Source organism: Larkinella arboricola (genome assembly GCF_003259745.1).
Lineage (GTDB): Bacteria > Bacteroidota > Bacteroidia > Cytophagales > Spirosomataceae > Larkinella > Larkinella arboricola.
In genome coordinates this window covers 666,216-691,666 of record NZ_QLMC01000005.1, presented here as the reverse complement: position 1 = coordinate 691,666, position 25,451 = coordinate 666,216, and the positions used below count along the sequence as shown (strand labels likewise).

The following is a 25,451-nucleotide window of genomic DNA, read 5'->3' as shown; positions in this document are numbered from 1 at the left end:
TTCGCAGAGTTAAGCGGAGTAAAAATGAGTTAAGCAGAGTTTTCTCTGCTTAACTCATTTTTACTCTGATAAACTCTGCGAAACAACTCAATCACAAAAGTAGGATTTTCTTATGGATTCGCCTGTGTATTTCGCTGAAGTCGGTTGAGCGTGTAGCAAACCAGCCGCCCCATGAGGTTCTGCTGCGTCGTCGAGCGGAGTTTACCCATCTCCAGTTCGTAGATGTAACCGGCTTTCAGTTCGCCCAGTTTCAGCGTGACGGTTTTGCCATCGGGCGAAAGCTCGGCCTTCGTTACGGCCACCGGCTGCTTGTCAAACTGCTTCGAACCGTAGGCTTCGTGGTATTCATAGTAATACCGCTGGAATTGATAATTCGTGAGTTGCTGGGCCGTGGCCGCATCGAGCGGCTGCGTAAAGGTCAGGACAAAACCGGTGGGCGTCAGTTTCATATCGGCCAGTTCGAGCGGTGTTTTTCCTTTCCAGCGAACGCGCTGCATGCCCCGGGCACCCGCCCAGCCGTGGTCGGTCTGGCCGAGCCACAAACTACCGTCGGGTCCAAACGCCAGCCGGTTGTTGCCCCGGCGCAGTCCCGCCCCGGCCAGAAACGGCGCACACGCTCCCTGAATCTGTCCATCAACGGTTTCGAGCATAAGCCGGATCAGGTACGGGTGATCCATTTCGCCAATCAGCATTTTTCCGGCAAACGGCCCGAATTTGCCGCCCGTATTGTCGAGCACCGGCTGCGTCGGCGAGTTGGCAATGCGACTGTGCGGAAACGCCACGCTCTCGACCGTCCGCAAACTGTCCAGCATTTTCACCGGCAGTTTTCGGGGGGTAATGCGCGGAAAGCCTTCTTTCCACAACAGACTGGCCGGGTGACCGTAGTGTTTGCCTTCCTGCACATGGTAGAGCTTGCTCGTGCCCAGCCAATCGCCCTGGTTGTCGGCGGCAAACAGGTTGCCGTTGGCGTCAAACCCGAGGCTGTTCGGCGACCGGAAACCGCTGGCATACGGGTGCAGCTTGCCGTCGGGCGTGAGTTTCATGACCCAGCCCCGGTAGGGCACCGCCGAATACATCCGGCCCGGACGGCCCAGCGTATCGAGTTTTCCGCGCACTTCCGGGAAAATTCCGGCGCCATTCGAAGCGGTATTTAACGAAATAAAAATATTACCCTGTTTATCTTTTACCGGTCCAAACGCAAACTCATGATAGTTGCCCGACAGCCCGAACTCGTCCGTCACGGTTTCGTACAAATCGGCCACGCCATCACCATTCGTGTCTTTCACGCGGGTTAGCTCGGGGCGCTGCATCACCAGAATTTCGCTGTTACTGACGGCCATAATCCCTAGCGGATCGTGAATACCTTCGGCAAACAGCTTCCAGGTCTTGGTTTTGGGGGTATAGATCATGATCTCGCCCCGGTGAAAACCGGCCACAATCCGGCCATCGGGCATCACCGCCAGCCCGTCGGTTTCGGCCGTCAAGCCTTTGGGCATCTGAATCGTTTCCACCTCGTAATAATCCGTGATCGTGTCGGCGGGGAAAAGCGGTTTTGACCATCCATTCAGATTCAGTAGGCTTAGGGCAACGAACGCAGACAGAAAGGTTTTCACTCGACTGGCACTCTTGATTTTATTTCTCATTATTCAGCAATCATCGTAAGCGTAAAACTCCTGGTTCCCACCGGCAGGCGCACAAACCCGTCCTGAATTTTGCCCACCGACGGACGGTATTTGACGCCATCGCCGGATTTGCAGACAAAATACACGGGTCCGGAAACCGGGCCGAGCGTAAACTGTCGGACCAGCCCCCGCCCGGTTTTCAACGGTTTGATCATTTCGCGTACTTCAATACCGTTGACCAGATACCGGAACTCCGGATACCGGTTGATCAGGCGGTAGCCTTTGAATTTAACTTCCGGCAACCGATCGGCTGTTCCCAGACGGATCGGGAAACCACCCTGATCGCGAAAATAAACGTCACCGAGGACATGTGTGGGTTTCTTGCCGTTGCCGTCCCAGTGGTCGGTCTGGTCAATAAAGCCGCCGGTCCAGGCGTAGCGCAACCGGCACGATCCCGCATCCCAGCAATAAGCTGCTTTGGGGGTCAGGCCGACGGCAATCGACGCGGGGCCGGAATCGGGCATGAAGGTCCGGTATACGGCGGGGTATTTGAGTTCATACGGATGATCAGGCAGGTGATGCGCGTGGCCGGCATCGTCTTTCCGGTTGGCGGCTACGTGGGGGTCTTTGTCCAGCGCCGGAACCGTGGCGGGTCGTCGGGTAACGTAAATGGCCCCGTACATGACAAAACCATGCCCAGGATAGGTACAGACGTACGAATAAACGCCTTCCTGATCAAGTACGAAGCTGATTTTCTCGGCTTTGCCGGGTTCCACCACCGGGGTATGAGCGACCACATCCGGCGTCCGGGGCACGTAATTGAGCTTGACGGCCTGATCGCCCAGTGCCAGCGACGTATTCACGACGCGCAAGCGGGAGTTCGGCAGCGTTACCACGAGGTTGTGCGCCATGTCGTCGTAATTATCCAGTGTCAGGTTGATCCGGGTGCCGGGCCGTACCACAAAGCGGGGAACGTCGAATTTCAGGCCTTCAACAGCTCGAATCGTTAGCGTCGTGTCCTGAGCTGAAGCAGAAGAGACTGTCAAACCGCATATGGCTGCGAATAAGCCAGCGGCTACGATATTTTTCATGCGGGTTTAATAAATTCAAAAAAGCAAAAATAACGGCTTTTTCTACTATTTCGGCACGATTCTGACAAAATCAAACGCAACGGAGGACGGCGACAATTTTCTGTTTTCCATTTCGTTACGTAAACAGTTCTTTTCCCCGTAATGACCTGAATTTATTGACCCATCGCTACGTTCTTTAATTATATAGCTTTCTTACTCTGAAATCCATGCGGTGGACATCTATAACGGCTTTGGTCTTTAAGGTCGTTACCTTTTCTATTCTCATCGGTTGTCAATCGGATCGGGAGATTGGCCCCACGGCCGATTGCCTGGTCAAATCGTCGATCAACAACGGTCAGGTCATCCCCAACGCCTATATTGTTACGTACAAACCCACTACCGATCTGCCGGTGGCTCCCAACGCCCGGATGGCTTCGGCGGTGCAGCAGTTGCTCACGCGCCACGGTTTGAACGACCCCAACGTGCAGGTTTTGTTTTCCGGTAAATCAACCGGTTTTCTGGCGCACGTCAGCGCGACCGAGGCCGAACAGCTGAAAGCCGATCCAAGCGTTGAGCTGGTGGAACCTGACCGGATTATTTCGCTGTGCAGTTGCGTCGATGTTGCCACTACGTCCACGCTGACCTGGAACGTGAAGCAAACCGGTTACGGCCGGGGTGACCTCAACCCTGACAAAACCGCCTGGATTCTGGACACGGGCATCGACCTCGACCATCCCGATCTGAACGTCGATGCGGCCCGCAGCCAGTCGTTTATTACCGGCAAAATCGTCGATGACGAAAACGGCCACGGTACCCACATCGCGGGCATCATTGGGGCAAAAAACAATACCATCGGCATAACCGGCATTGCGTCGGGAGCCACGCTGGTGGCGCTACGGGTGCTCGACAACGAGGGTGAAGGCAAATTGTCGGCGCTGGTTCAGGCGGTTTCGCACGTTTACCAGAATGGCAAAGCCGGGGATGTGGTCAACATCAGCATTGGGGGCGAAGGCACGTCCACGACGCTTCAACGCGTGATTACGCAGGCAGCCAATAAAGGCATTCTGTTTGCCATTGCTGCCGGAAACGAAGGCGAGTCGTCCGAGAAATACGCCCCGGCCAACATCAACCACGCTAACGTGTTTACGGTTTCGGCGATGGACCAGAACGGGCGGTTTGCGTCCTTCTCCAATTACGGTCCGACGGTGGATATCTGCGCCTACGGGGTACGGATTCGCTCGACTTACCTGAACGGTAAATACGCCACCTTGTCCGGTACGTCGATGGCTTCTCCGCACGTTGCGGGGCTGCTGCTGCTTCGCGGTCGGAACCTGCCCACCAACGGTTACGTGACGGGCGACCCCGACGGTGAGCCTGACCCCATTGCCGGAGGAGAATAAGACCGCTAGTATAGAATTTCTCAACGGTTTTCCAATCAGTGGCCCCGTTCGCTGATTGGAAAATTTATATCCTTCAAATCGCTTTGTGGAATTCTACGTTTCGGTTTCTTGCTTTAATCCAATAGATTACCCACCTTTGCAGAATATTTTGAAAAGCCCCGCGGCATTTTAACGATGCCGTTTTTCATAAGAAGATTTCTCTAGTAACTATATATACTTAATTAGTTATGCAGCCTGTCTCAGCACCCGACTCTTCGCCGGAATCTTCCCTCCCCGTGGGGCTGAACTTAAATGGATTAAAAATTACGGTTCAGGGCGAGTCGGCCACCGAACAGATCGAGATGTTGCGCACGGCTTTTCCGGAATCTGACATCCATCTGGCGGAGGATGTTACAACCCGCTCCGTTCTGCTCCGCAAGCGTACCCGTACCGAGATCGCTATCTATATTTTCTCGGCCCTGTCGCTGATGATCGTCGGCCATCTGCTGTTCAGTTACCTGACGCTCGACCGGTTCAATCTGGTGATGAGTACGCTGGAGTTGAACGACGATTTCTGGTATTATCTGGCGGGCGGTTTTGTGGCTCAGATGATTGATGGGGCGCTGGGCATGGCCTACGGTGTCACGGCTTCGACCCTGCTGCTGACGGTGGGCGTGAGTCCGGCGGCAGTGAGCGCCAGCGTCCATACCTCCGAAATTTTTACCAGTGGCGTTTCAGGCTATATGCACCTGCGGTTTGGCAACGTCAACAGCAAACTGTTTAAAGCCGTCCTGATTCCGGGCGTAATCGGAGCCTGTATGGGCGCTTACGTCCTGGTTTCGCTGGAACAGTATTCAGTTTATATCAAACCGGCGGTGGCGGTGTACACGGCTATTCTGGGGGTTCTGATCATCCAAAAAGCCCTGGCCAAACACATCAAGAAAAAGCCGATCAAAAAGATTGGTTTGCTGGCGTGGTTTGGCGGCACAATGGACGCCATCGGCGGGGGCGGCTGGGGACCGATTGTTTCCTCCACGCTGATCGCCAGCGGACGGCATCCGCGTTACACCATCGGCTCGGTCAACCTGGCGGAATTTTTCATCTCCCTGTCCAGTTCACTGACCTTCGTGACGCTCATCGGTATGACGCACTGGCAGGTCATTCTGGGTCTGGTGCTGGGCGGTATGATTGCGGCCCCAATCGCGGCCATTCTGTCGACCCGCCTGCCCATAAAAGCCATGATGATCATGGTCGGTGTCGTCGTAATAATCGTAAGTTTGCGTAATATTTTATCGGTCGTATTATGAGACAAAAGAGGTGAGACCAGAGACTAAAGACTTTAAAAATAGTACATCTCTTGTCTTTTGTCTCGTTTCTCCTGTCTATCTTCTCATCCATGAAAAAACAAACGAAAGCCATCCGTATTCAGACGAAGAAGTCGCAGTACCGCGAACATTCGACGCCTTTGTTTCTGACCTCCAGTTTTACGTTTGAAAGTGCGGAACAGGGAAAAGCCTTGTTTGAAGAAACCGAAGAGGGCAACATCTATTCCCGTTTCTCCAACCCGAACGTTACGGAGTTTGTCGATAAAGTGTGTATGCTCGAAAACGCCCAGGCTGGCATTGCCACCGCAACCGGAATGGCCGCCGTTTTTGCCAGCATGGCCGGATTGCTTAAGTCGGGTGATCATATCGTGGCCTGCCGCGCCCTATTCGGTTCGGCCCACCAGATTATTTCGCAGATCCTGACCAAATGGGGCATTACGTATACGTATGTAGATGCCACGGCGACGGAAGCCGACTGGGAAGCCGCCATTCAGTCGAACACGAAAATGGTGTACCTGGAAACGCCGTCGAACCCCGGTCTGGAACTGGTCGATCTGGAAATGCTGGTTCGTTTGAAAAAGAAATACGGGTTTATCCTGAACGTCGATAACTGCTTTGCCACACCGATTCTGCAAACCCCGCTTGACCTGGGCGCGGACATTTCGGTGCATTCGGCCACAAAATACATGGACGGACAGGGCCGGGTTCTGGGCGGTATTATTGTCGGTCCGGAAGAGTTGATTCAACCCATCCGGTTTTTTGCCCGCCATACCGGGCCGTCGATGTCGCCGTTCAACGCCTGGACGCTGTCGAAAAGTCTGGAAACGCTCGAGCTCCGGATGGAGCGCCACTGCGCCAACGCCCTGAAACTGGCCCAGGCTCTGGAACAGCACCCGGATGTAAAAGCCGTCAAATACCCGTTCCTCCCCTCCCATCCGCAGTTTGAACTGGCCCAGCGCCAGATGGCCGCCGGTGGTGCCATCGTGACGTTCGAGGTAGAAGGCGGTTTTGAGCGGGTAAAAGCTTTATACGAAGCCTTGGAAATTGCCTCCCTTTCGTCTAATTTGGGGGATACACGCACCATCGTGACCAACCCGTTTACGACTACCCATTCCAAACTGAAGCCGGACGAAAAAGCCGTTTTGGGCATTACGGAAGGGCTGATTCGTGTGTCGGTCGGTCTGGAAGACGGCGACGATCTGGTGGCCGATTTTGAGCAGGCCGTAACCCGGTCGGCGGAAGTTGTGAAGTCGGCGATTGCCGGATGATACTGAACTAATTTGTAAGCTTTTAAAAGCCAGTAGCTGATGAAAACCGTGCGCATACGATACTGCCTCTTTCTTTGTCTACTGGCGCAAACCGTGAGCATGAATACAAGCGCCCAATCCACCAAAAAACCGGTACGCGTCGGCGTGGTGGGTCTGGTGCATTCGCATGTCAACTGGATTCTGAACCGGGCCAAACAAACCGGCGACCCTACTATTGAGGTGGTCGGCATTGCCGAACCAAACCGCGAAGTGGCCGAACGGTACATGAAGCAGCACGGTTTGCCGATGAGTCTGGTCTATCCGACGGTGGAGGAAATGCTGGATAAAACCCGGCCCGATGCCGTAACGGCATTTAACGAGATCAGCAACCACCTGAACGTGGTCAAGGTCTGTGCGCCCCGCGGTGTTCACGTGATGGTGGAAAAACCGCTGGCGGTCAGCATCGATCAGGCCCGGCAGATGGAAGCGTTGGCGAAAAAGCACAACATCCATCTCCTGACCAACTACGAAACCACCTGGTACGGCAGTAACCACAAAGCCCACCGGATGGCGGTTCAGGAAGGCGCCATTGGTCCGATTCGCCGGATTGTGGTACACGACGGCCACGATGGACCGGCCCAGATGAATAAAGAGTTTGTGGCCTGGCTGACCGACCCCGTAACCAACGGAGCCGGTGCGCTGTTCGATTTCGGCTGCTACGGGGCCAATCTGGCGACCTGGCTGCTGAAAGGCGAAAAACCACGCACGGTCAGTGCCTTTACGTTGCAGATCAAACCGGACGTGTATCCGAAAGTGGACGACGATGCGACGATTATTCTGGAGTACCCAAAAACGCAGGTGGTGATTCAGGCGTCGTGGAACTGGCCGTTTAGCCGCAAGGACATGGAAGTGTACGGCGAGACGGGGTACGTATTTACGCTGGACGGCACCCGAATGCGCATCCGGCTGAAAGGCGACAAAGCCGAACAAACCACCGAAGCCGCCAAAACCGATGCGCCGGTTACGGACCCGTTTGATTATCTGGCGCAGGTGGTGCGCGGTGAAACTAAATCGGTGGATGATTTGTCATCGTTGAAAGTGAATATGATCGTGATGGAAATCCTGGATGCGGCCCGGCGTTCGGCCCAGTCGGGAGGCAAACCCATCGCTTTAAAATAACGACTATAGCTTAATTTGACTAATAATAACGGGGCAAAACCCGTAGGTACGCTATGATAGCAGAACCTTCTTACACCCTGGAAAGCCTGAGCGAACTGCTGGCGGGCAAAAACGAAGTGGAAAGCCTGCGCACGCTGGCTGAACTGTTTCCGGGGCAGGTCGTTTTCTCAACCAGTTTTGGTTACGAAGATCAGGTCATTACGGATTTGATTCTGGCCAACAACATCCCGATCCGGATTTTTTCGCTGGACACGGGCCGGATGTTTGGCGAAACGTATCAGGTCTGGCAGAAAACCAACAGTCGCTACGACACCAAGATTGAAGCTTATTATCCGAAGGGCGAACCGCTCGAAAAAATGCTGAGCGAGAAAGGACCGTTCAGCTTTTACGAGTCGGTCGAAAACCGGAAGGAATGCTGTTTCATCCGGAAAGTAGAACCGCTGAACCGGGCACTGGCGGGTAACAAAATCTGGATTACCGGTATTCGGGCCGAGCAGTCGCAAAACCGTCAGGGCATGACGCAACTGGAAAACGACGATGTTCATCAACTCTTCAAATTCCACCCGCTAATGAACTGGACATTTGACGAAGTGAAGGACTACGTGCGTAAAAACAACGTGCCGTACAACCCGCTTCACGACCGGGGTTTCGTCTCCATCGGCTGCCAGCCCTGCACCCGGGCCATTCGGGAAGGTGAAGATTTCCGGGCCGGTCGCTGGTGGTGGGAAGACAATTCGAAAAAAGAATGTGGATTACACGCAAAATAACCCTCTACTAAACTCCATCCTTCTCCGCTTAACTCTGCGAAATAAGTATTCCAGAGGTTGTTTCGCGGAGCTAAGCGGAGAATTGCAGAGGTAAGCAGAGAATACGATGAGTACCTACAAACTTGATTATTTAGATCAACTCGAATCGGAAGCGATTCACATCATGCGCGAGGTAGCCGGGCAGTTCGAACGGCCTGCGCTCCTGTTTTCGGGCGGGAAAGACTCCATTACGCTGGTCCATCTGGCCCGCAAAGCCTTCCGCCCCGGCAAATTCCCGTTCCCGCTTGTGCACATCGACACCGGCCACAACTTCCAGGAAGCGCTTGACTTCCGCGACTGGCTGGCCGAAAGTCTGGGCGAGAAGCTGATTGTCCGCTACGTGGAAGATACCATCCGGGAAAAGAAACTGAAGGAACCGACGGGCCGCAACGCCAGCCGGAACGCTTTGCAGACGTTCACCCTGCTCGACACCATCGAAGAATTTGAGTTTGATGCCTGCATCGGGGGCGCCCGACGCGACGAAGAAAAAGCCCGTGCCAAGGAGCGGGTGTTCTCGGTTCGCGACGAATTCGGCTCCTGGGACCCCAAACTGCAACGCCCCGAACTCTGGAACATCTACAACGGCAAAATCCATAAGGGCGAAAACGTCCGCGTATTCCCGATTTCCAACTGGACCGAGCTGGATGTCTGGAATTACATCAAACGCGAAAACATCGCCCTGCCGAGCATCTACTTTGCCCACGAACGCGAACTGATTCTGCGCGACGGCAAGCTCCTGGCCACGGCCAAAGGTGTCATTCAGGTGGAAGAAACCGACCAGATTGTGACACGGAAAGTGCGCTTCCGGACGGTAGGCGACATTTCCTGCACAGCCGCCGTTGAATCCGATGCCGATACGCTCGAAACCGCCATTGCCGAAATTCAGGCCACCCGCATCAGCGAACGGGGGGAAACCCGGATCGACGATCAGGTGTCGGAAGCGGCCATGGAAGACCGGAAAAAAGGCGGCTATTTTTAAGGTAAAAAAGAGTCACTATGCAATCCTTCGACTTTCAACGGTTTCAATTGTATTTGCGAACCAACCGCATTTTTGACCGTTTTGAGTTGAACCGAATTGGCGTTTTTGGCTCGTTTGCCCGAGGTGAAGCCTTTCACGATATTGACGTAATGGTCGAAGAGGATATTCCCTATCAGCAGGTAATTCAACTGAGAGACACGTTACAGCAGGACTTAAAAATTCCGGTCGACGTCATGCTGAAGCGATTTGCGGAGCCCATCATTTTATACAGGGCAATGAAAGACGTAAAGTATGCGACCCGGTAGTAAAAACGATCTGCTCTATTCCCTGGCAACAGATCAAGGCGTTCCGCAACGTTGTAGCCCACGACTATATTGGTGTTGATAAGCTGATTGTTTTTGAAACGATTCGGGATCGCTTGCCGCACTTGCAGCAACAGCTTGAACACCTTATTCGGGAAATGCTTAAAGCTGGTGTGTTCGATCAGACTGAGTATCAGATATCCAAGGCCAGCACGTATTACAAACACATTGATTTCGATACAATTGTTTAATTATGGACCTTCTCCGATTTATTACCGCAGGGAGCGTCGATGACGGCAAAAGCACACTCATCGGCCGCCTGTTATATGATTCCAAATCCATTCTGGCCGACCAGCTCGAAGCCATCGAACGCGCCAGCAAAAGCCGTGACGAAGGCGAAATTGACCTGGCCCTGCTGACCGATGGCCTGCGCTCCGAACGCGAACAGGGCATTACCATCGATGTGGCATACCGGTATTTTCAGACGCCCCAGCGCAAGTTTATCATTGTTGACGCACCGGGCCACATTCAGTATACCCGCAACATGGTGACGGGTGCATCGAACTGTCAGTTGGCGGTGGTGCTTATCGACGCCCGTCATGGTGTAGTGGAGCAAACCCGTCGGCATTCGCTGATCGCGTCGCTACTCGGTATTCCGCACATTGTGGTGGCCGTCAACAAAATGGATCTGGTCGATTACTCGCAGGACGTCTTTTCCAATATCTGCATTCACTACAACGATCTGGCTCAAAAGCTGAATTTCAGCGAGGTCACCTACATTCCGCTGAGCGCCCTGAACGGCGACAACGTGGTGGATAAGTCGGTCAATATGCCCTGGTTTGAGGGTGAACCGCTGCTCAGCCACCTCGAAACCGTGGTGCTTGACCAGGACGAAAACCTGACCGACGCCCGGTTCCCGGTGCAGTACGTCATTCGGCCGCAAACCGCTGAATTGCACGATTACCGGGGGTATGCCGGTAAAATCACCAGCGGTATTTTCCGGAAAGGCGACGCCGTGACGGTTCTGCCGACCGGCGAAACTTCTACCATCGACGCCATCGAAATCGCCGAAACGCACTACGACGAAGCTTTTGCTCCCATGTCGGTTGTGCTGCACCTGGCCGACGACGTGGACATTAGCCGGGGTAACCTGATCGTCAAAACCGACAACCAGCCGCTTGTGAGTCAAAACGTCGAAGCGATGCTGTGCTGGATGGACGCCAAGGCCCTCAAAGTTGGAAACAAGTATACGTTGCAGCACGGCACGTTCCGGACTCGGTGCGCCATCCGTGAGATCGTTTACCAGTTGAATGTCAATACGTACGAAGAGAACGGCGACGTTGAAGAACTGAAACTGAACGATGTGGCCAAAGTAATCATCAAAACGGCGAAACCCATCAGCTTCGACCCCTATGCCAAAAACCGGGTTAACGGCGGAGCCATTTTAATCGATGAAACCTCTAATGTTACCGTTGGTGCCCTGATGCTGCAAAGCGAAGCGGAATAACCTTCTTTTTTATTCATAAAAACGGCCCTGCTCACTAGTAAGGGCCGTTTTGCATTGTTAGATAGGCTTCTTTTCAATAACGAGCGTTAAACATAATTCATAACCAAATGTTATAACCAATAATAAAAAGTAAGCCTGCTGAAGCGAATTCAGGAACTCATAAAGAAGTACATTTGTATGTAAACCATACCCCAACCGTGCCGGAACTGACACCGGCCTTTTATTCTAAAGATTACTCTTTCAATTCTATCGACTATCTCACTAAAGCCTCTATATTATGTCTGTTCAATTCACCGATAACGTTAGTGCGGTTGCCAAACGCGACATTCTGAACCTGGAAAATAAAATCGGCGTATTCCGGGAGGGCGAAATGACCGAAGAGCATTTCCGCAAATACCGGTTGTCGCGCGGGGTTTACGGACAACGCCAGCCCGGGGTGCAGATGATTCGCATCAAGCTGCCCCACGGTCGCATTACCGCCGACCAACTCATCCGAATTGCTGACATTTCCGATAAATACGCCACGGGTAACCTGCACGCAACCACCCGGCAGGATATTCAATTACACTTTGTCAAGCTGGCCGATACGCCCCAGCTCTGGGCCGATCTGGAAGACGCCAGCATTACGCTGCGGGAAGCCTGCGGCAATACCGTCCGGAACGTAACGGGTTCGGCCAAAGCCGGTATTGATCCCGACGAGCCGTTTGATATTACCCCCTACGCTTACGCCATTTTCGACTACCTGCTGCGCAACCCGATTTGCCAGGAGATGGGCCGGAAGTTTAAAATTTCCCTGTCGTCGAGCGAAAAAGATAACGCGTACGGCTATATGCACGACGTGGGACTGGTTCCCCGCGTTCAGGAAGGCAAGCGCGGCTTTAAAGTAATGGTTGGTGGTGGTCTGGGCGCCCAGCCCTACATGGCCGAAACCGCGTACGAATTTCTGGAAGAAGATAAGGTGATCCCGTTCATCGAAGGCGTGATTCGCGTTTTCGACCGCTACGGCGAACGGACCCGTCGGCACAAAGCCCGGATGAAGTTCCTGTTGCAGGACATCGGTCTGGAAGAACTGCTGCGCCGGGTGGAAGAAGAACGGCTGGCCCTGAAGCATAAAACCTACGCTATTGATACGCGTCCGGGTTCCGAAAACATTCCTCTGGAAGCTTCCAGCTCCATCAATCCCGCGGAACTGTCAACCGACGAACGCTATCAAGCCTGGCTGAAAACCAACGTTTTCGAGCAGAAGCAAAAAGGCTGGTACGCCGTTCAGCTGCGGGTCCTGCTGGGCGATATGCACTCGGACAAAGCTCGTGCCCTGGCGGGTCTGGTGAAACAATACGCCGGTGACGACATCCGGGTAACGGTTAACCAGGGTTATCTGCTGCGGTTTGTGAAACCGGAAAATCTGCCCGCTTTATTTGCCGGACTCGATGCGCTCGAACTGGCCAAACCGGGATTCGATTCAGCCGCCGACATTACAACCTGTCCCGGTACGGATACCTGTAACCTCGCTATTTCGAGCAGCTACGGCATTACGCGGGCCCTCGAAAAAATGATGACCGCCGAGTTTCCGGACCTGATTCATAACAACGATATCAAAATCAAGATTTCGGGCTGTATGAACGGTTGCGGTCAGCACTCGGTGGCCAACATCGGTTTTCACAGCAGTTCGGTGAAGAACGGCGCGTACGTTATCCCGGCGCTGCAAGTGCTGCTCGGGGGCGGTTTCAATGGCAAAGGTGAAGGACTGTTTGGCGATAAAGTTGTTAAAGTGCCGACCAAACGGGGTCCCGAAGCACTGCGGACGTTGTTGAACGATTACGATGCCAACGCATTTGACGGCGAATATTACAGCGATTACTACGCCCGGCAAGGCAAAAACTACTTCTATACCCTACTGAAACCGCTGGCCGATCTGAAAACGCTGTCGCAGGAGGATTATACGGACTGGGATCATACCGAGCAATTTGTGACCGAAATCGGGATTGGCGAGTGTGCCGGTGTGGTAATCGACCTGGTTGCTACCACCCTGACCGAAGCAACCGACAAGTTAAGCTGGGCGCAGGAAGCCTACGCCGAAAGCCGCTGGGCCGATGCTATCTATCACGCTTACAACGTGCTGATTACCGGTGCAAAAGGTGCTCTGATGATGAAAGACATTAATACCAATACCCAGCACGGTGTTGTCAGCGACTTCGACAAAAACTTCCTGGGCGACGGTTTCCACGAACAGGAAGGTGACTTCAAAGCGCTGGTTTTCAGCATCAACAAGAACGAGCCGACGGAAGAATTTGCGCAGTCGTTCATTGCGAAAGCCACCGACTTTGTGGAGCAAGTAAGAGCCTATCGTGAGCGTCACATTGAGCAGAACGGCCTGCCGCAACTTCAGGAATTAGTAATCGCAAAAGACAGCTAAAAAAGAATGAGGAGTTAAGAATGAAGAATTATGAGTTGGCTGACGCATTTAACTCTTCATTCTTAACTCATACCTCTTTGTTCTTAACGCATTGAAAATGAAATTAACCTTGGTGGGTGCGGGTCCCGGCGATCCGGAATTGATTACGCTTAAAGGGGTGAAAGCCTTGCAACAGGCCGATGTCGTGATGTACGACGCGCTGGTACACCCCGATTTACTGGACTATTGCAAACCGGATGCCCTCAAGGTTTATGTGGGCAAACGGATCAATGAATATTCGTGTACGCAGGAAGAAATTAACCCGCTGATTGTGCATTACGCGCAGCAGTACGGCCACGTGGTTCGCCTGAAAGGCGGAGACTCGTTTATTTTCGGACGCGGTTACGAAGAGATGGAATACGCCCGGCAATACGGTATTGAAACAGAAGTCATTCCCGGTTTGTCGAGCAGTTACTCGGTTCCGGCGCTGGCGGGTATCCCCCTAACCACCCGCGGTGTGAGCGAAAGTTTCTGGGTAGTTACCGGCACAACCAAAACCGGCCACCTCTCGAACGATCTGCATCTGGCGGCTCAATCGACGGCTACGGTGGTGGTTTTGATGGGTATGCACAAACTGGCCGAAATCATGACGGTTTTTGGCGACTCTGGCAAGGCAGACCTTCCGGTTGCCATCATCCAGAACGGTTCGCTGACGGACGAGCAGGTGGTTACCGGAACGGTTTCAAACATCGTTGAACAGGTCGCTACGGCAAAAATCGGCTCTCCGGCCATCATCGTGGTGGGCGAAGTAGCCCGGCTGCGGGATTTGCAACTGGCCGATTTACAGCAGGCCATCGCAAACCACTAAGTAATCCAATAGAAAAGAATAAATTGGGCGGATAGAACGGGATTGGCTGTTTATCCGCCCAATCTGTTTCAGCAGACGTTGCCCCAACCAACCCCGGACGATGAACACCCTCTTCCCTATTTTCCTGAAAATTGAAAACCTGCGAACGCTGGTTGTTGGCGGTGGATACGTGGGTCTGGAAAAAGTGACGGCCCTGCTGTCCAACGGCCCGAATGCCCCCATCACGCTGGTTGCCCCCGAAATCCGCGAAGAAATCCGTACGCTGGCCGAACAGCACCCCAACCTTCAACTGGTGTACGACCGGTATTCAACCCGCTATCTGGAAAATAACGATCTGGTCATTGGGGCCACCAACGACAAAGCCGTCAACGCACAGATTCAGACCGATTGCAAAAGCCACCGGATTCTGGTCAACGTGGCCGACACGCCCGATCTGTGCGATTTTTACCTGAGTTCGGTCGTCAGGAAAGGGGATTTGAAGATTGCCATTTCGACGAACGGAAAATCGCCGACGTTCGCCAAACGGTTTCGGGAAGTGCTGGAAGAAATTCTGCCCGATTCGTTACAGGCCACGCTGGACAACCTGCAAACCATTCGAAACCGGCTGAAGGGCGATTTTCAGGAAAAGCTTGAGCGGCTGAATGAAATTACGAAGGTGATGAAATCCTAAAACCGGGGCAGCAACTGGGACACATCCAGCGGCTCTTTGCGGAAAATAAAAATGTAGACAAGACCGGCCAGCACCAGATACATGGCAATCAGCCACTTCTTTTTCTGTTCAAATTCGGCGGGATGGTGGTGATAATCGTAATACATCGACGCCGACAGCGCCACCACCATCAGAAAAAAAGAGAAGATTGCACAGTCGGTCCGGTAGATACTTACCTGCTGCATGAAACGGGCGCCCATCACGATATACAGCAGCCAGAAACCGAATCCGGCGCGGTATAGATACATGCTGAGTCGCCTGTCGTTTTTTACGTCAAATAGCTTGTCCGACATGATTGTCAGGAATTTATTCAGGTGAAATTACGTAATTTATGAGAAACAAGCAATTTTGCACCCACTACGTATATCCATAACGAAAAAACTATGCTAAGTGAGCAACCCAATACCGTTTCTCCCGCAACAAAAACCATGAAAGTGGAGCTGAACCGCGTGGATGATGCGTTCCACTTCGAGGCAACCGGTGTTTCCGACGTTCCTGTTCACATCGACGGGGCGGTTGACATTGGCGGTCATAACGCCGGTGCACGTCCGATGGAAATGCTCCTGATGGGGCTGGCCGGATGCAGCGCCATTGATGTGATTCTGATTCTGAAGAAGCAGCGTCAGGTGATCGAAGATTTCCGTATCACCGTCGAAGGCCAGCGCCCCGCCGATGCCACGCCCGCGCCCTTCCATACCATTCACCTGCACTACATTCTGAAGGGTAATCTGGACGAAGACAAAGCGCGCCGGGCCATTGATCTGTCGATGGACAAATACTGCTCGGCCACGGCCCAGCTCCGCCCCACGGCCAGCATCACGTATTCCCTGACGATTGAAAAACCGGTTTAATACGAAAAAAGAAGTCCGACAAGAGAGGAAAGAAAAGGACCCGCGTGCGTCTTTTTTCTTTCCTCTCTTGTCTTTTGTCTAAAAGCGTTTTGTTATTTTGGCGTTATGAAACACTACCACGATTTGCTCCGTCATATTCTGGCGAATGGCACCCAAAAGACCGACCGCACCGGAACCGGCACCATCAGTGTTTTCGGCTATCAGATGCGGTTTGATTTACAGGAAGGCTTCCCCCTCGTTACAACGAAAAAAATACACCTCAAGTCGGTCATCCATGAATTGCTGTGGTTTATCAAGGGCGACACCAACATCCGGTACCTGAGCGAACACGGCGTTCGAATCTGGGATGAGTGGGCCGATGAGAACGGTGAACTCGGACCGGTGTACGGGAAGCAATGGCGTAGCTGGGAAGGTCCGAACGGACAGGTCATCGACCAGTTGCAGGATGTTCTGAAGCAGTTGAAATACCGCCCGGACTCGCGCCGGATGATTGTTTCGGCCTGGAATCCGGCAGATGTTCCCAACATGGCCCTGCCGCCCTGCCACGCGCTGTTTCAGTTCTACGTAGCCGAAAACCGTCTGTCCTGCCAATTGTACCAGCGCAGCGCCGACGTGTTTCTGGGCGTTCCGTTCAACATTGCTTCGTACGCGCTGCTGACGATGATGATCGCGCAGGAATGCGGTTACGAACCCCACGAGTTTATCTGGACGGGTGGCGACACGCACCTGTACCTGAATCACCTCGATCAGGTTAACCTGCAACTGTCCCGCGAACCGCGTGCGCTGCCCACCATGCGGCTCAACCCGGATGTGAAGTCAATTTTTGATTTTAAATACGAGGATTTCAAACTGGAAAACTACGACCCCTATCCGGCCATCAAAGCACCGGTGGCCGTCTGACGTACCCGGTCGAACCGCGTAGGTCGGGCCTCGCAGGCTCTGGTCCGTGAGAGGGTTGGCCCATCAACCGATTTTCGCTCTCACGGATTAAAGCCCGTGGGTCCGTTTCAGCCGTTCGTATTCGCGTTCGGCCAGGCTCTTTTCATTGAAACCGTGGTAGACGCTGAAATAATGTGAGATTAGGCCGATGCCCCAACCCAGCGTTGCCCAGATTGGCCACGGGTAGTTACCCCATTTTTCCTGAAAAACCAGCGAAATAACCAGCCAGATCAGCCAGAGAACACCATTGACAAACAGATAGGTCCGCAGATGCATTTTGAAGCCGGCACGAGCTTTGGCCTGCTTCCAAAGATGGGGGTCACGTATGTCCATGTACGGGTTAAACGATTGTTGGGAGAATTAAGTTAGTGAGATTCAAGACATAATCAATACATTCACTTAACTTTCTTTTACAGCGGCCCAACAAACTATGCTGATTGTTTTTTGGTCAATAAAACACTACATCCCAACCCATGTCCAACACCGAAATCATCGATATACTGGAACTGACCGCGAAACTGATGGAACTCCACGACGGAGATGCCTTCAAGATCAAATCATTTCAGACAGCCGCCTTTAACCTTGACAAAACCAGTGAGGACCTCACCAAATTATCCTTTCCCGAACTAATCAAACTGCCGGGCGTAGGCAAAGCCGTTGCCGGAAAAGTGCTTCAGATCGTCGAAACCGGCCGACTTCAGGACCTGGACGACCTGCTGGCCCAGACGCCCGAAGGCGTTCTGCAAATGTTCCGAATCAAGGGCATCGGCGCTAAAAAGATCCGGATGCTCTGGCGGGAGCTGGGCATCGATACGATTCGGGATTTGCGGCTGGCCTGCGAAAGTGGCGAAATCGCCAAGATCAAAGGCTTCGGCGAAAAAACACAGCAGGCCATTCTGGATTCCCTGGTTTTTCTGGAAAACCAGACCGGCAAACTCCGCATGGACAAAGCCGAAGCGCTGGCCAATATGCTACTGGACGTGTTTGAGAAGGAATTCAGCCGCGTCGAAATTACCGGGCAGGTCCGGCAGAAAGCCGAAGAGGTCGAAACCGTGCAGTTTGTGGTCAGTACCGCCAATCCCGTTGCCGCCTTTGCGTTTCTGAATTCGCTTTCCTATCTCGAACAGAACGTGATTGAATCAACCCCGTTCGTCTGGCGCGGTCAGGCCAGCGGCTATGAGGTAATGCTGGAAATCGTCACGGCGGCTCCTGGGCAGTTTGAAAGCCAGTTATTTATTCATTCGGCGGCTGAAAAACACCTGGCGACTACCGGCTCTACGGGCTGGACGCTGCTCCAGACCAGCATGGCGTTTCCCGCCGAAGCCGAAGAAGCCGTCTACCAGCGGGCGGGCCTGCCGTATGTCGTGCCGGAAATGCGGGAAGGCAATCACGAGTTTGTCTGGTCGCAAAACCACAATCCCAATGATCTGGTTACCTGGGACGCCCTGCGGGGTATTCTGCATAACCACAGTACGTATTCCGACGGCAAACATTCGCTCGAACAAATGGCAACCTACTGCCGTGATTTAGGTTTCCAGTATTTTGGAATTGCCGACCACTCGCAGACGGCCTCCTACGCCCACGGTCTGGAACCGTACCGCATCAGGCAGCAGCACGAGGAAATTGACCGGCTGAACGAACAGTTCGGGGGCTCGTTCCGCATTCTAAAAGGCATCGAATCCGACATCCTGGGCGACGGTTCGCTGGATTACGACGACGAAATCCTGGCTTCCTTCGACTACGTGGTAGCTTCGGTCCATTCCAATCTGTCGATGACCAGCGAAAAAGCCACCGCGCGGCTCATCAGCGCCATTCAAAATCCGTACACCACCATTCTAGGCCATCCAACCGGACGGCTTCTGCTGGCGCGGGCGGGGTATCCGATTGACTACAAAGCCGTCATTGATGCCTGCGCCGAACGTGGGGTGGTGATTGAAATTAACGCCAGCCCCTGGCGGCTCGATATCGACTGGCGGTGGATTCAGTATGCCGTTAGCAAGGGCGTTATGCTCAGCATCAACCCGGACGCGCACGAAATGGCTGGTTTTCACGATATGCACTACGGCGTTGGGGTGGCTCGCAAAGGTGGGTTAACCAAAAACATGACGTTTAATGCCCTGACATTGAAAGAAATGGAAACCTACCTCCAGAGCCGCAGGCAACGGATTTAAACGATTGAACAACCCTTAAAAAGCTAGACGTATTTCACACGATGTCAACCGCTCAGAAACCGGAAGTCTGGCAGCGCGGGCCTGTCCCCGGTGTTCCTCCCCTGCTTCAGCCCGTTGCGCACGCTCTTTTGCAGGCCCGCGAGGAAGTCGAATCCCTAATGCACGATTTTCCGACTAATTACCTCTGGCAAAAACCGGCGGGCGTAGCCTCGGTCGGCTTTCATTTACAACATCTGACCGGTGTTCTGGATCGGCTCTTTACGTATGCCAAAGGAGAAAATTTATCGGAGCCACAACGCCACTGGCTGGCTTCGGAAGGAAAATCGTTTGAATCCGAACGCCCGGTTGAGGAGCTGCTGAACCGGTTTCATGCGCAGGTAGACCGGGCCCTCCAGCAACTGGCGGTCACCGACGAACAGACCCTGACAGACTTCCGGGGCATTGGTCGGGCGCAACTGCCTTCTACGGTTCTAGGGCTGCTTTTTCATGCCGCCGAGCATACGCAACGGCACGTGGGGCAACTTTTTGTCACGGTTCGGGTGTTGCTCACGTATCCAAGACTGGATAAAAAGTAAACCAACCTCCAACCACCATGACGTACACCATTCCGGATAATACCCGCATCGGACACGTTCACCTGAAAGTAGCCGATCTGGAACGCTCGCTGGCATTTTACTGCGATCTGCTGGGTTTTACCCTCATTACGACCTACGGCAAAGATGCGGCCTTCATCTCCGCCGGGGGGTATCACCACCACATCGGCCTGAATACCTGGTATAGCAAGAACGCCCCTCCGGCGCCCGCTCGCAGCGCCGGACTGTTTCATACCGCCATCCTGTACCCAACCCGCCAGGATTTATCGGTGGCTTTCCGGCGGCTGGTCGAAGCCAAATACCCCATCACGGGGGCATCGGATCACGGTGTTTCGGAAGCGATTTACCTTAATGACCCCGACCAGAACGGCGTTGAACTGTACTGGGACCGTCCGCGGGAGGAATGGCCGCAAAAGCCCGACGGTTCTATTGAAATGTATACGCATCCGCTGGATCTGGAAGCCCTGTTGCGGTTATCGGCGTAACGGTTTAGACTTCATACGTCAGGGGCCTTGCAAATTGCAAGGCCCCTGACGTGGTTTTTATCGTTTGGCTCTTTCGTATTGCGACGGCCATTTAATTTCTGCCCCCAATTCCTGGGCGGCATGCATCGGAAAATACGGGTCACGCAGAAACTCGCGGGCCAGCAAAATAAAGTCGGCCCGACCGCTGGTGATGATCTCGTTGGCTTGTTCTGCCGTGGTGATCAGGCCGACGGCGCCGGTCAGAATACCGGTTTCTTTTTTGACCTTCTCGGCAAACTGCACCTGATAACCGGGTCCGAGCGGAATTTTGGCCCCGGCCACGTTGCCCCCCGTCGAGCAGTCGATCACATCAACGCCCTTCTCTTTCAAGATTGCCGACAAAGCCACGGCATCCTCCGCCGTCCAGCCGCCTTCGGTCCAGTCCGTCGCCGAAATCCGGACGAACAGGGGATATTCTTTCGGCCAGACGGTTTGCACGCGTTCGAGCAATTCGAGCAAAAAACGAATACGGTTTTCGAACGACCCGCCGTATTGATCCGTCCGATGGTTGCTGATGGGCGACAAAAATTCGTGGAGCAAATAACCGTGGGCGGCATGGAGTTCAATTACTTTAAATCCGCATTCCAGCGCCCGGCGGGTGGCGGCAACAAAATCGGCAAGGACTTTTTCAATACCGTCCGCATCCAGTTCCAGCGGTGTTGATTCGGCAGGAATAAACGGTATAGGGCTGGGCGCTACGGTTTGCCAGCCGCGTTCGGCATCCGGGGCAATGGCCTTTCCGCCGTCCCAGGGCCGGTGGTGACTCGCTTTCCGACCGGCATGGGCGAGCTGCATACCCGGCACGGCTCCGTGGGCTTCCAGAAAAGCCGTGATGCGTTTCAGGTTGACCATATGCTCGTCTTTCCAGATGCCCAGGTCATCGGGCGAAATCCGGCCTTCGGGCGAAACCGCCGTGGCTTCGGTAATGATCAGGCCCGCTCCACCCACGGCCCGGCTGCCCAGATGAACCAGGTGCCAGTCGTTGGCAAAACCGTCTACGCTGGAATACTGGCACATGGGCGACACCACAATACGGTTCTTAAACTCAATACTGCGGATGGTTATCGGACTAAATAAATCAGGCATACGTTGTATAGTAAGGTCACTTGCGTAACCACCTACCCCAGCGAGGAGTTCAGAAACCGGCTGAAGGATTAGCTTTATTTCCCTTCAACAACGAGCCACTGGTAACTTTCCGGTGCCAGTTCAACCGTCATTTCGGCTTCATTATTTCGGTTCAGTGCGTACGCACGCGGCTTGCCCTCGCCTACCCGAACAGACGCGGTTTGGCGCAGACCGGTGTAGTACAGCGGCAGTTTGATGGTTCGGGTAATGGTGGTTTTGAGCGGATTGTAGAGCATCACCAGCCCTTTTTCTTTTAAGGCTGGATTCACGTGCATGATACCGTCCCAATCCCGACCGTCGGCCCGCCGAAGGTGGATAATATCGGAGTTCAGAATCGAACGGTACTGCTTATACCAGTTGATGACTTTTTTGACGGTCTGCTTCGTCTCTTCGGTATCGTAGAGCCGGGGGCCACGGTAACAAGCCTGAACGCCCGCACCGTAATACTGCATCATCAGTTGCTCGTAATCGCCGAGGTGCTCGCTGAGCGGTTCCAGCACGGCTTCGGGGCCACCGCCCTGGTATTTGGTCAGCGGCACAAAGCCCCAGCCCATCGACGGGGTTTTCTCCCAGGTGCCGTCGTAAATGTTCTGCCGGTTCAGAATTTTCTGCTGCTCGCGCGACAGCGAGAAGTTGACCTCCCGGTAGCCAACCGCAATTTTATGCGTTCCGTCCAGAAAATACCAGTCGGGCGCGTTGATGTACACGCCTTTTTCGTTCAGAAACCGGTATAATCCTTTCTGCATCTCCATCTGCACCCACTGCGAGTCGTCAAGTCCCTTGTGGCCGGGATGCTTTGTCGATGCACAGACATCGCCCGGATACGGCCCGTCGTGTTCGAGCAGATCAAAACCGGTTTCGGTGATAAATTTCTTTAGTTTATTCAGGTACGAAATGCCCCACGCACTGGCCAGACAGGGCGCGTGGCCGAAAAAAGCCCCCTTGTTGGGCAGCCCGGTTTTGGGGTCAATTACGTCGGTTTCGTCGTCGATCCGGCGGCTGCTGAACAGCGAATAACCGCCGAGCAGAATCTTTTTGGAATGGGCGTAATCGGCCAGCTCCTTAAACTTCCGGATGTTCGCATCACTAACGTCTTCCATGTTCAGCCCACTGCCAAAGCTCAGAATAACCATTTCGTACCCCGTTTCGGCGCATTGGTCAATGACATTCCGGACCACCGCCGGGTCGGTGCTGACCAGGTGCATAAAGATCGGATTCTGGGTGGTCCAGGGTGCCACGGTTCGGTAAAACTGCCGCCGGGCCAGGCCGTTGCGCTCCCGGTCGTACGAATCCAGCAACAGTTCGTAGCTGCGGATGGAGGTGTAGGTCTGGTTCGGTTCCAGATCAATGCCAATGCCCTGCGTCGGATACACTTCCAGTAGGCAGGGGGTTTCGAAATTGTAATTCACCTGCGAGGTGTAGAGCGAATCGGTTTTCCAGTGCGTGGCCTGATCCGACAGATCATACCGCATGGCGTTGTTAAACGCAAAGTTATTTTCTATGTAAATCCGCTGCGGTTTCTTCATCTGGTCGGGTTTGCCCACCACCGCCGACTCCTCCTCCGGTGTCGCCAGTATTTCATTCACCACCTGATTGATGTGCAACGATTTACCGCTTTTATTTTCGATGGTCACCCATTTGCATAGCGTCGGAATGCGGTCGTAGAGTGCGTAATGAACCACCACCTCCACGCCCTGCAACTCCGGCTGACTGGCCGCAAACGTCAGTTGCAACTCCTGACCGGTGGGCGGGTTGGGGTTCATCGTCCAGGTTCGGGATTGCCCGCTCAGATTGGGTTTCAAGGCCGAAACTCGAAAACTTTTATACTGAAAATCAGCAGGGTTGGCCTTAAATCCGTCCAGCCACTCCTCCTTCAGATAAGCGTGTTCTTTCTGTCCGTCCAAACCGCCAACCCGGAATTTCTTACCGTTCAGTACCACAATGGCTTCCGGCTTGACCGACCGGATAAACTGTTCGTTGGTGGTCAGATTCCGGTAATCGACCGTGGCCAGATTCGGGCTGACGCGAAACCGACGAATAACCAAACCGTTCGACAGCACCAGTTCCTTTCCCTGATTGGTCTGGGAAACAACCGCTTTCTGGGAAACAGGGTTAATCAGCCAGTCGCCGTTGAAAACCGCGGGTTGGTAAGTGGGCAACGATTGAAGTTGAGCCCAACAGGGCGAGGATAGAAAGCTACCGAGCAGCAGCCAGCCTTTAAGGTTCATCGGGTCAAGGAAATCAGGGTGAAGGGGTGAAAATACGGTATTTCGCCCGTTTTCGCCAAACCCGATGAACCGTTTCCAATCCTATCGACTAATAATTTTGATCAGCGACCCCCGTGTTACCCGGTCGTCGGACTTCATGCTGTTGAGCACACCCAGTTCTTCCAGTCGGTTGGCAGGCATTCCCAGGGCGGTCATCACCTCTTTAAAGGTTCCATCGCGGGGAACCGGTTTCACCTGCACGCGCTCCGGTTTGCGGTTGATTTTCTCCGGATCGGTGAGCGCCCGGAAGTTTTCGGCCACGGGGCGAAACGAGCGGTAAGCGCCCTCAAAGTCGTTGGCTGCCGCCAGACCGTGCAGGGCGTAAATAGCGTTGTTGTACTGAATTAACCACGTTCCGATCTGGAGCGCCGTTTGCGGGTTCTGCTGCTGCTGCCCCTGTTGCTGTTGGGTCTGCTGCCGCGAAACCATCACGTAAGCCGGATTGCCATTGATGGTTGTTCGCTGGCTTTCGAGTACGTTCAGGCTCAGTTCCTGCGCCAGTGTTTTGGCGGCTTCGTCGAGGCTGTTGCCTTTTGCCAGCATCAGAATCATGGCCGACTTGCCGTCTTTGGCGGTCATCTGAAACTGCGCGGGTGAATTCTGGTGCTGCCAGCCTTTGGGCACCGGAAACTGAAACCGCAGTTCCGGGTGGTAAAACATATCCTTCTCAACGAATCCCTGCCGGGGGTCTTCGCCGTACAGAATGCCGTCAATCATCCGCAGGTACCGATCCCGTTCCACCTGATAATTGCCTTTGTTCTGTTGCTGATAGGCGGTTGCCATCTGGTTGACCTTCGTATTGCGGTTGGCGGGGTCCGGGTGAGTAGACAGAAAGTCGGGAACCTGCTGACCGGCGTTATCGGAAATGCGTTTGATGGTACTGAAAAAGTTGGCCATCTGGCGGGCGTCGTACCCGATCTTGCTCGAATATTCCACGCCGATTTTATCCGATTCCGACTCGTGATCGCGGCTGTATTTAAGCATAAAAACCTGCAAGCCCTGCTGAAGTGCATCCAGGTTCTGGCCCAATTGCGGCACCAGAATGGCCCCGCCGATCATGCCGATGGTGCCGAGCAACTGGCCGGTTTGCTGCCGCGCCGAATGCCGGGCGGTAATGTGCCCGATCTCGTGCCCCAGCACCCCGGCAAACTCCGCTTCGTTGTTGAAGTGGGCCATAATGCCCCGCGTGAAATAAACGTACCCGCCCGGCACCGCGAAGGCATTCACGACCGGCGAATCCACAATATAAAATTGATAAGGCAGGTCGGGGCGGTGCGAAACTTTAGCCATCGCCTTGCCCTTCTGGTTGATAAAATCGTTCAGCTTTTTGTCGTCGTACAGGCCCATGCTGGCTACAACCGACGGATGGGATTCTTTACCAATGGCGATTTCCTGTTCCGTTGACATCAGCGATAGCTCGCGCTTCCCCGTTACCGGGTTTCGGGAGCAGGCCGACATACCGAGCATCACGCTCAGAAAAAGCATACGGTACAATGTGGATTTTCTCTGATTCATGGTTTTGTGTGAGATGGTTTTACGGTATTTTTCTACTATTTCGCTTTCCCTGCGCCCGGGCCATTAACAAAAAGCGCA

Annotated in this window: 24 protein-coding genes; 17 read left to right on the top strand and 7 right to left on the bottom strand. The window is 53.7% G+C overall.

What is annotated here, in order from left to right; genetic code table 11:
* Positions 1-110: 110 nt before the first annotated feature.
* Positions 111-1,613 carry a PQQ-dependent sugar dehydrogenase gene (locus tag LX87_RS22110; RefSeq protein WP_310587934.1) on the bottom strand — a complete coding sequence of 501 codons (1,503 nt, stop codon included), beginning with the start codon at positions 1,611-1,613 and terminating at the stop codon, positions 111-113.
* Between the two features lie 29 nt (positions 1,614-1,642).
* Positions 1,643-2,713 carry a plastocyanin/azurin family copper-binding protein gene (locus LX87_RS22105; RefSeq protein ID WP_111630433.1) on the bottom strand — a complete coding sequence of 357 codons (1,071 nt, stop codon included), beginning with the start codon at positions 2,711-2,713 and terminating at the stop codon, positions 1,643-1,645.
* A gap of 206 nt (positions 2,714-2,919) precedes the next feature.
* Here LX87_RS22105 and LX87_RS22100 point away from each other — a divergent pair, with 206 nt between their 5' ends.
* The 12 genes from LX87_RS22100 (at position 2,920) to LX87_RS22045 (ending at position 15,349) form a co-directional block, all read left to right on the top strand.
* Complete coding sequence (locus tag LX87_RS22100) at positions 2,920-4,092, top strand: S8 family serine peptidase (protein ID WP_111630432.1); 1,173 nt, start codon at positions 2,920-2,922, stop codon at positions 4,090-4,092.
* A 227-nt stretch (positions 4,093-4,319) separates the two neighbouring features.
* On the top strand, positions 4,320-5,378 hold the full coding sequence (locus LX87_RS22095) for a sulfite exporter TauE/SafE family protein (protein WP_111630431.1): 1,059 nt from the start codon (positions 4,320-4,322) through the stop codon (positions 5,376-5,378).
* Positions 5,379-5,467: 89 nt separating this feature from the next.
* Positions 5,468-6,664, top strand: coding sequence for a trans-sulfuration enzyme family protein (locus LX87_RS22090; protein WP_111630430.1), 1,197 nt, complete (start codon positions 5,468-5,470; stop codon positions 6,662-6,664).
* Positions 6,665-6,763: 99 nt separating this feature from the next.
* Positions 6,764-7,822 carry a Gfo/Idh/MocA family protein gene (locus tag LX87_RS22085; protein WP_211325348.1) on the top strand — a complete coding sequence of 353 codons (1,059 nt, stop codon included), beginning with the start codon at positions 6,764-6,766 and terminating at the stop codon, positions 7,820-7,822.
* Between the two features lie 53 nt (positions 7,823-7,875).
* Positions 7,876-8,589 (top strand): phosphoadenylyl-sulfate reductase, encoded by a 714-nt coding sequence (locus tag LX87_RS22080; protein ID WP_111630428.1) that lies wholly within the window; start codon positions 7,876-7,878, stop codon positions 8,587-8,589.
* A 106-nt stretch (positions 8,590-8,695) separates the two neighbouring features.
* Positions 8,696-9,607: a sulfate adenylyltransferase subunit CysD gene (gene cysD / locus LX87_RS22075; RefSeq protein WP_111630427.1), complete on the top strand. Its 912-nt coding sequence runs from the start codon at positions 8,696-8,698 to the stop codon at positions 9,605-9,607.
* 17 nt (positions 9,608-9,624) lie between these two features.
* Positions 9,625-9,912 carry a nucleotidyltransferase family protein gene (locus LX87_RS22070; RefSeq protein WP_111630426.1) on the top strand — a complete coding sequence of 96 codons (288 nt, stop codon included), beginning with the start codon at positions 9,625-9,627 and terminating at the stop codon, positions 9,910-9,912.
* Positions 9,852-10,160 (top strand): HepT-like ribonuclease domain-containing protein, encoded by a 309-nt coding sequence (locus LX87_RS29380; protein WP_111630425.1) that lies wholly within the window; start codon positions 9,852-9,854, stop codon positions 10,158-10,160. Before LX87_RS22070 ends, LX87_RS29380 begins: the two co-directional genes overlap by 61 nt.
* Before the next feature lie 2 nt (positions 10,161-10,162).
* Positions 10,163-11,416, top strand: coding sequence for a sulfate adenylyltransferase subunit 1 (locus LX87_RS22060; RefSeq protein ID WP_111630424.1), 1,254 nt, complete (start codon positions 10,163-10,165; stop codon positions 11,414-11,416).
* Positions 11,417-11,693: 277 nt separating this feature from the next.
* Positions 11,694-13,832 (top strand): ferredoxin-like domain-containing protein, encoded by a 2,139-nt coding sequence (locus tag LX87_RS22055; protein WP_111630423.1) that lies wholly within the window; start codon positions 11,694-11,696, stop codon positions 13,830-13,832.
* Positions 13,833-13,929: 97 nt separating this feature from the next.
* On the top strand, positions 13,930-14,679 hold the full coding sequence (gene cobA / locus LX87_RS22050) for a uroporphyrinogen-III C-methyltransferase (protein WP_111630422.1): 750 nt from the start codon (positions 13,930-13,932) through the stop codon (positions 14,677-14,679).
* Between the two features lie 100 nt (positions 14,680-14,779).
* The gene (locus tag LX87_RS22045; RefSeq protein WP_111630421.1) at positions 14,780-15,349 is read left to right on the top strand and encodes a precorrin-2 dehydrogenase/sirohydrochlorin ferrochelatase family protein; all 570 of its coding nucleotides are present in this window, start codon (positions 14,780-14,782) and stop codon (positions 15,347-15,349) included.
* Here LX87_RS22045 and LX87_RS22040 read toward each other — a convergent pair.
* On the bottom strand, positions 15,346-15,636 hold the full coding sequence (locus tag LX87_RS22040; protein ID WP_374755143.1) for a cupin domain-containing protein: 291 nt from the start codon (positions 15,634-15,636) through the stop codon (positions 15,346-15,348). The genes LX87_RS22045 and LX87_RS22040 overlap by 4 nt on opposite strands.
* Positions 15,637-15,771: 135 nt before the next feature.
* Between LX87_RS22040 and LX87_RS22035 the strand changes: the two genes are divergently transcribed.
* The gene (locus tag LX87_RS22035; RefSeq protein WP_374755142.1) at positions 15,772-16,239 is read left to right on the top strand and encodes an OsmC family protein; all 468 of its coding nucleotides are present in this window, start codon (positions 15,772-15,774) and stop codon (positions 16,237-16,239) included.
* Positions 16,240-16,344: 105 nt separating this feature from the next.
* Positions 16,345-17,139, top strand: coding sequence for a thymidylate synthase (locus tag LX87_RS22030; RefSeq protein ID WP_111630418.1), 795 nt, complete (start codon positions 16,345-16,347; stop codon positions 17,137-17,139).
* A gap of 87 nt (positions 17,140-17,226) precedes the next feature.
* On the opposite strand, the gene LX87_RS22025 is transcribed toward LX87_RS22030, so the two are convergent.
* Positions 17,227-17,511, bottom strand: a complete 285-nt coding sequence (locus LX87_RS22025; RefSeq protein WP_111630417.1) for a 2TM domain-containing protein — start codon at positions 17,509-17,511, stop codon at positions 17,227-17,229.
* A 140-nt stretch (positions 17,512-17,651) separates the two neighbouring features.
* On the opposite strand from LX87_RS22025, the gene LX87_RS22020 reads away from it, so the two are divergent.
* From LX87_RS22020 to LX87_RS22010, 3 genes are read left to right on the top strand one after another with little or no spacing between them, the layout of a single operon-like run.
* Positions 17,652-19,349 carry a DNA polymerase/3'-5' exonuclease PolX gene (locus LX87_RS22020; RefSeq protein ID WP_111630416.1) on the top strand — a complete coding sequence of 566 codons (1,698 nt, stop codon included), beginning with the start codon at positions 17,652-17,654 and terminating at the stop codon, positions 19,347-19,349.
* Positions 19,350-19,390: 41 nt separating this feature from the next.
* Positions 19,391-19,924: a DinB family protein gene (locus tag LX87_RS22015; protein WP_111630415.1), complete on the top strand. Its 534-nt coding sequence runs from the start codon at positions 19,391-19,393 to the stop codon at positions 19,922-19,924.
* A 17-nt stretch (positions 19,925-19,941) separates the two neighbouring features.
* Positions 19,942-20,427 (top strand): VOC family protein, encoded by a 486-nt coding sequence (locus tag LX87_RS22010; protein ID WP_111630414.1) that lies wholly within the window; start codon positions 19,942-19,944, stop codon positions 20,425-20,427.
* Between the two features lie 57 nt (positions 20,428-20,484).
* Here the strand turns inward: LX87_RS22010 and LX87_RS22005 are convergent, their stop codons facing one another.
* From LX87_RS22005 to LX87_RS21995, 3 genes are all read right to left on the bottom strand, one after another.
* Positions 20,485-21,552, bottom strand: coding sequence for an NADH:flavin oxidoreductase/NADH oxidase (locus LX87_RS22005; RefSeq protein ID WP_111630413.1), 1,068 nt, complete (start codon positions 21,550-21,552; stop codon positions 20,485-20,487).
* 74 nt (positions 21,553-21,626) lie between these two features.
* On the bottom strand, positions 21,627-23,819 hold the full coding sequence (locus LX87_RS22000; protein ID WP_111630412.1) for an alpha-galactosidase: 2,193 nt from the start codon (positions 23,817-23,819) through the stop codon (positions 21,627-21,629).
* An 81-nt stretch (positions 23,820-23,900) separates the two neighbouring features.
* Entirely contained in the window at positions 23,901-25,373 is a 1,473-nt protein-coding gene (locus tag LX87_RS21995) for a M48 family metalloprotease (RefSeq protein ID WP_111630411.1), read from the bottom strand.
* Positions 25,374-25,451: the final 78 nt, after the last annotated feature.

What these genes read in the sequence shown, in the direction of transcription:
- cobA (WP_111630422.1), top strand. Translation starts at nt 13,930, where the DNA reads ATGAAATTAACCTTGGTGGGTGCGGGTCCCGGCGATCCGGAATTGATT.
- LX87_RS22005 (WP_111630413.1), bottom strand. Translation starts at nt 21,552, where the DNA reads ATGCCTGATTTATTTAGTCCGATAACCATCCGCAGTATTGAGTTTAAG.
- LX87_RS22055 (WP_111630423.1), top strand. Translation starts at nt 11,694, where the DNA reads ATGTCTGTTCAATTCACCGATAACGTTAGTGCGGTTGCCAAACGCGAC.
- cysD (WP_111630427.1), top strand. Translation starts at nt 8,696, where the DNA reads ATGAGTACCTACAAACTTGATTATTTAGATCAACTCGAATCGGAAGCG.
- LX87_RS22095 (WP_111630431.1), top strand. Translation starts at nt 4,320, where the DNA reads ATGCAGCCTGTCTCAGCACCCGACTCTTCGCCGGAATCTTCCCTCCCC.
- LX87_RS22105 (WP_111630433.1), bottom strand. Translation starts at nt 2,713, where the DNA reads ATGAAAAATATCGTAGCCGCTGGCTTATTCGCAGCCATATGCGGTTTG.
- LX87_RS22015 (WP_111630415.1), top strand. Translation starts at nt 19,391, where the DNA reads ATGTCAACCGCTCAGAAACCGGAAGTCTGGCAGCGCGGGCCTGTCCCC.
- LX87_RS22085 (WP_211325348.1), top strand. Translation starts at nt 6,764, where the DNA reads ATGAATACAAGCGCCCAATCCACCAAAAAACCGGTACGCGTCGGCGTG.
- LX87_RS22020 (WP_111630416.1), top strand. Translation starts at nt 17,652, where the DNA reads ATGTCCAACACCGAAATCATCGATATACTGGAACTGACCGCGAAACTG.
- LX87_RS22100 (WP_111630432.1), top strand. Translation starts at nt 2,920, where the DNA reads ATGCGGTGGACATCTATAACGGCTTTGGTCTTTAAGGTCGTTACCTTT.
- LX87_RS22070 (WP_111630426.1), top strand. Translation starts at nt 9,625, where the DNA reads ATGCAATCCTTCGACTTTCAACGGTTTCAATTGTATTTGCGAACCAAC.
- LX87_RS22000 (WP_111630412.1), bottom strand. Translation starts at nt 23,819, where the DNA reads ATGAACCTTAAAGGCTGGCTGCTGCTCGGTAGCTTTCTATCCTCGCCC.
- LX87_RS22010 (WP_111630414.1), top strand. Translation starts at nt 19,942, where the DNA reads ATGACGTACACCATTCCGGATAATACCCGCATCGGACACGTTCACCTG.
- LX87_RS21995 (WP_111630411.1), bottom strand. Translation starts at nt 25,373, where the DNA reads ATGAATCAGAGAAAATCCACATTGTACCGTATGCTTTTTCTGAGCGTG.
- LX87_RS22025 (WP_111630417.1), bottom strand. Translation starts at nt 17,511, where the DNA reads ATGGACATACGTGACCCCCATCTTTGGAAGCAGGCCAAAGCTCGTGCC.
- LX87_RS22035 (WP_374755142.1), top strand. Translation starts at nt 15,772, where the DNA reads ATGCTAAGTGAGCAACCCAATACCGTTTCTCCCGCAACAAAAACCATG.
- LX87_RS22040 (WP_374755143.1), bottom strand. Translation starts at nt 15,636, where the DNA reads ATGTATCTATACCGCGCCGGATTCGGTTTCTGGCTGCTGTATATCGTG.
- LX87_RS22045 (WP_111630421.1), top strand. Translation starts at nt 14,780, where the DNA reads ATGAACACCCTCTTCCCTATTTTCCTGAAAATTGAAAACCTGCGAACG.
- LX87_RS22090 (WP_111630430.1), top strand. Translation starts at nt 5,468, where the DNA reads ATGAAAAAACAAACGAAAGCCATCCGTATTCAGACGAAGAAGTCGCAG.
- LX87_RS22030 (WP_111630418.1), top strand. Translation starts at nt 16,345, where the DNA reads ATGAAACACTACCACGATTTGCTCCGTCATATTCTGGCGAATGGCACC.
- LX87_RS22080 (WP_111630428.1), top strand. Translation starts at nt 7,876, where the DNA reads ATGATAGCAGAACCTTCTTACACCCTGGAAAGCCTGAGCGAACTGCTG.
- LX87_RS22060 (WP_111630424.1), top strand. Translation starts at nt 10,163, where the DNA reads ATGGACCTTCTCCGATTTATTACCGCAGGGAGCGTCGATGACGGCAAA.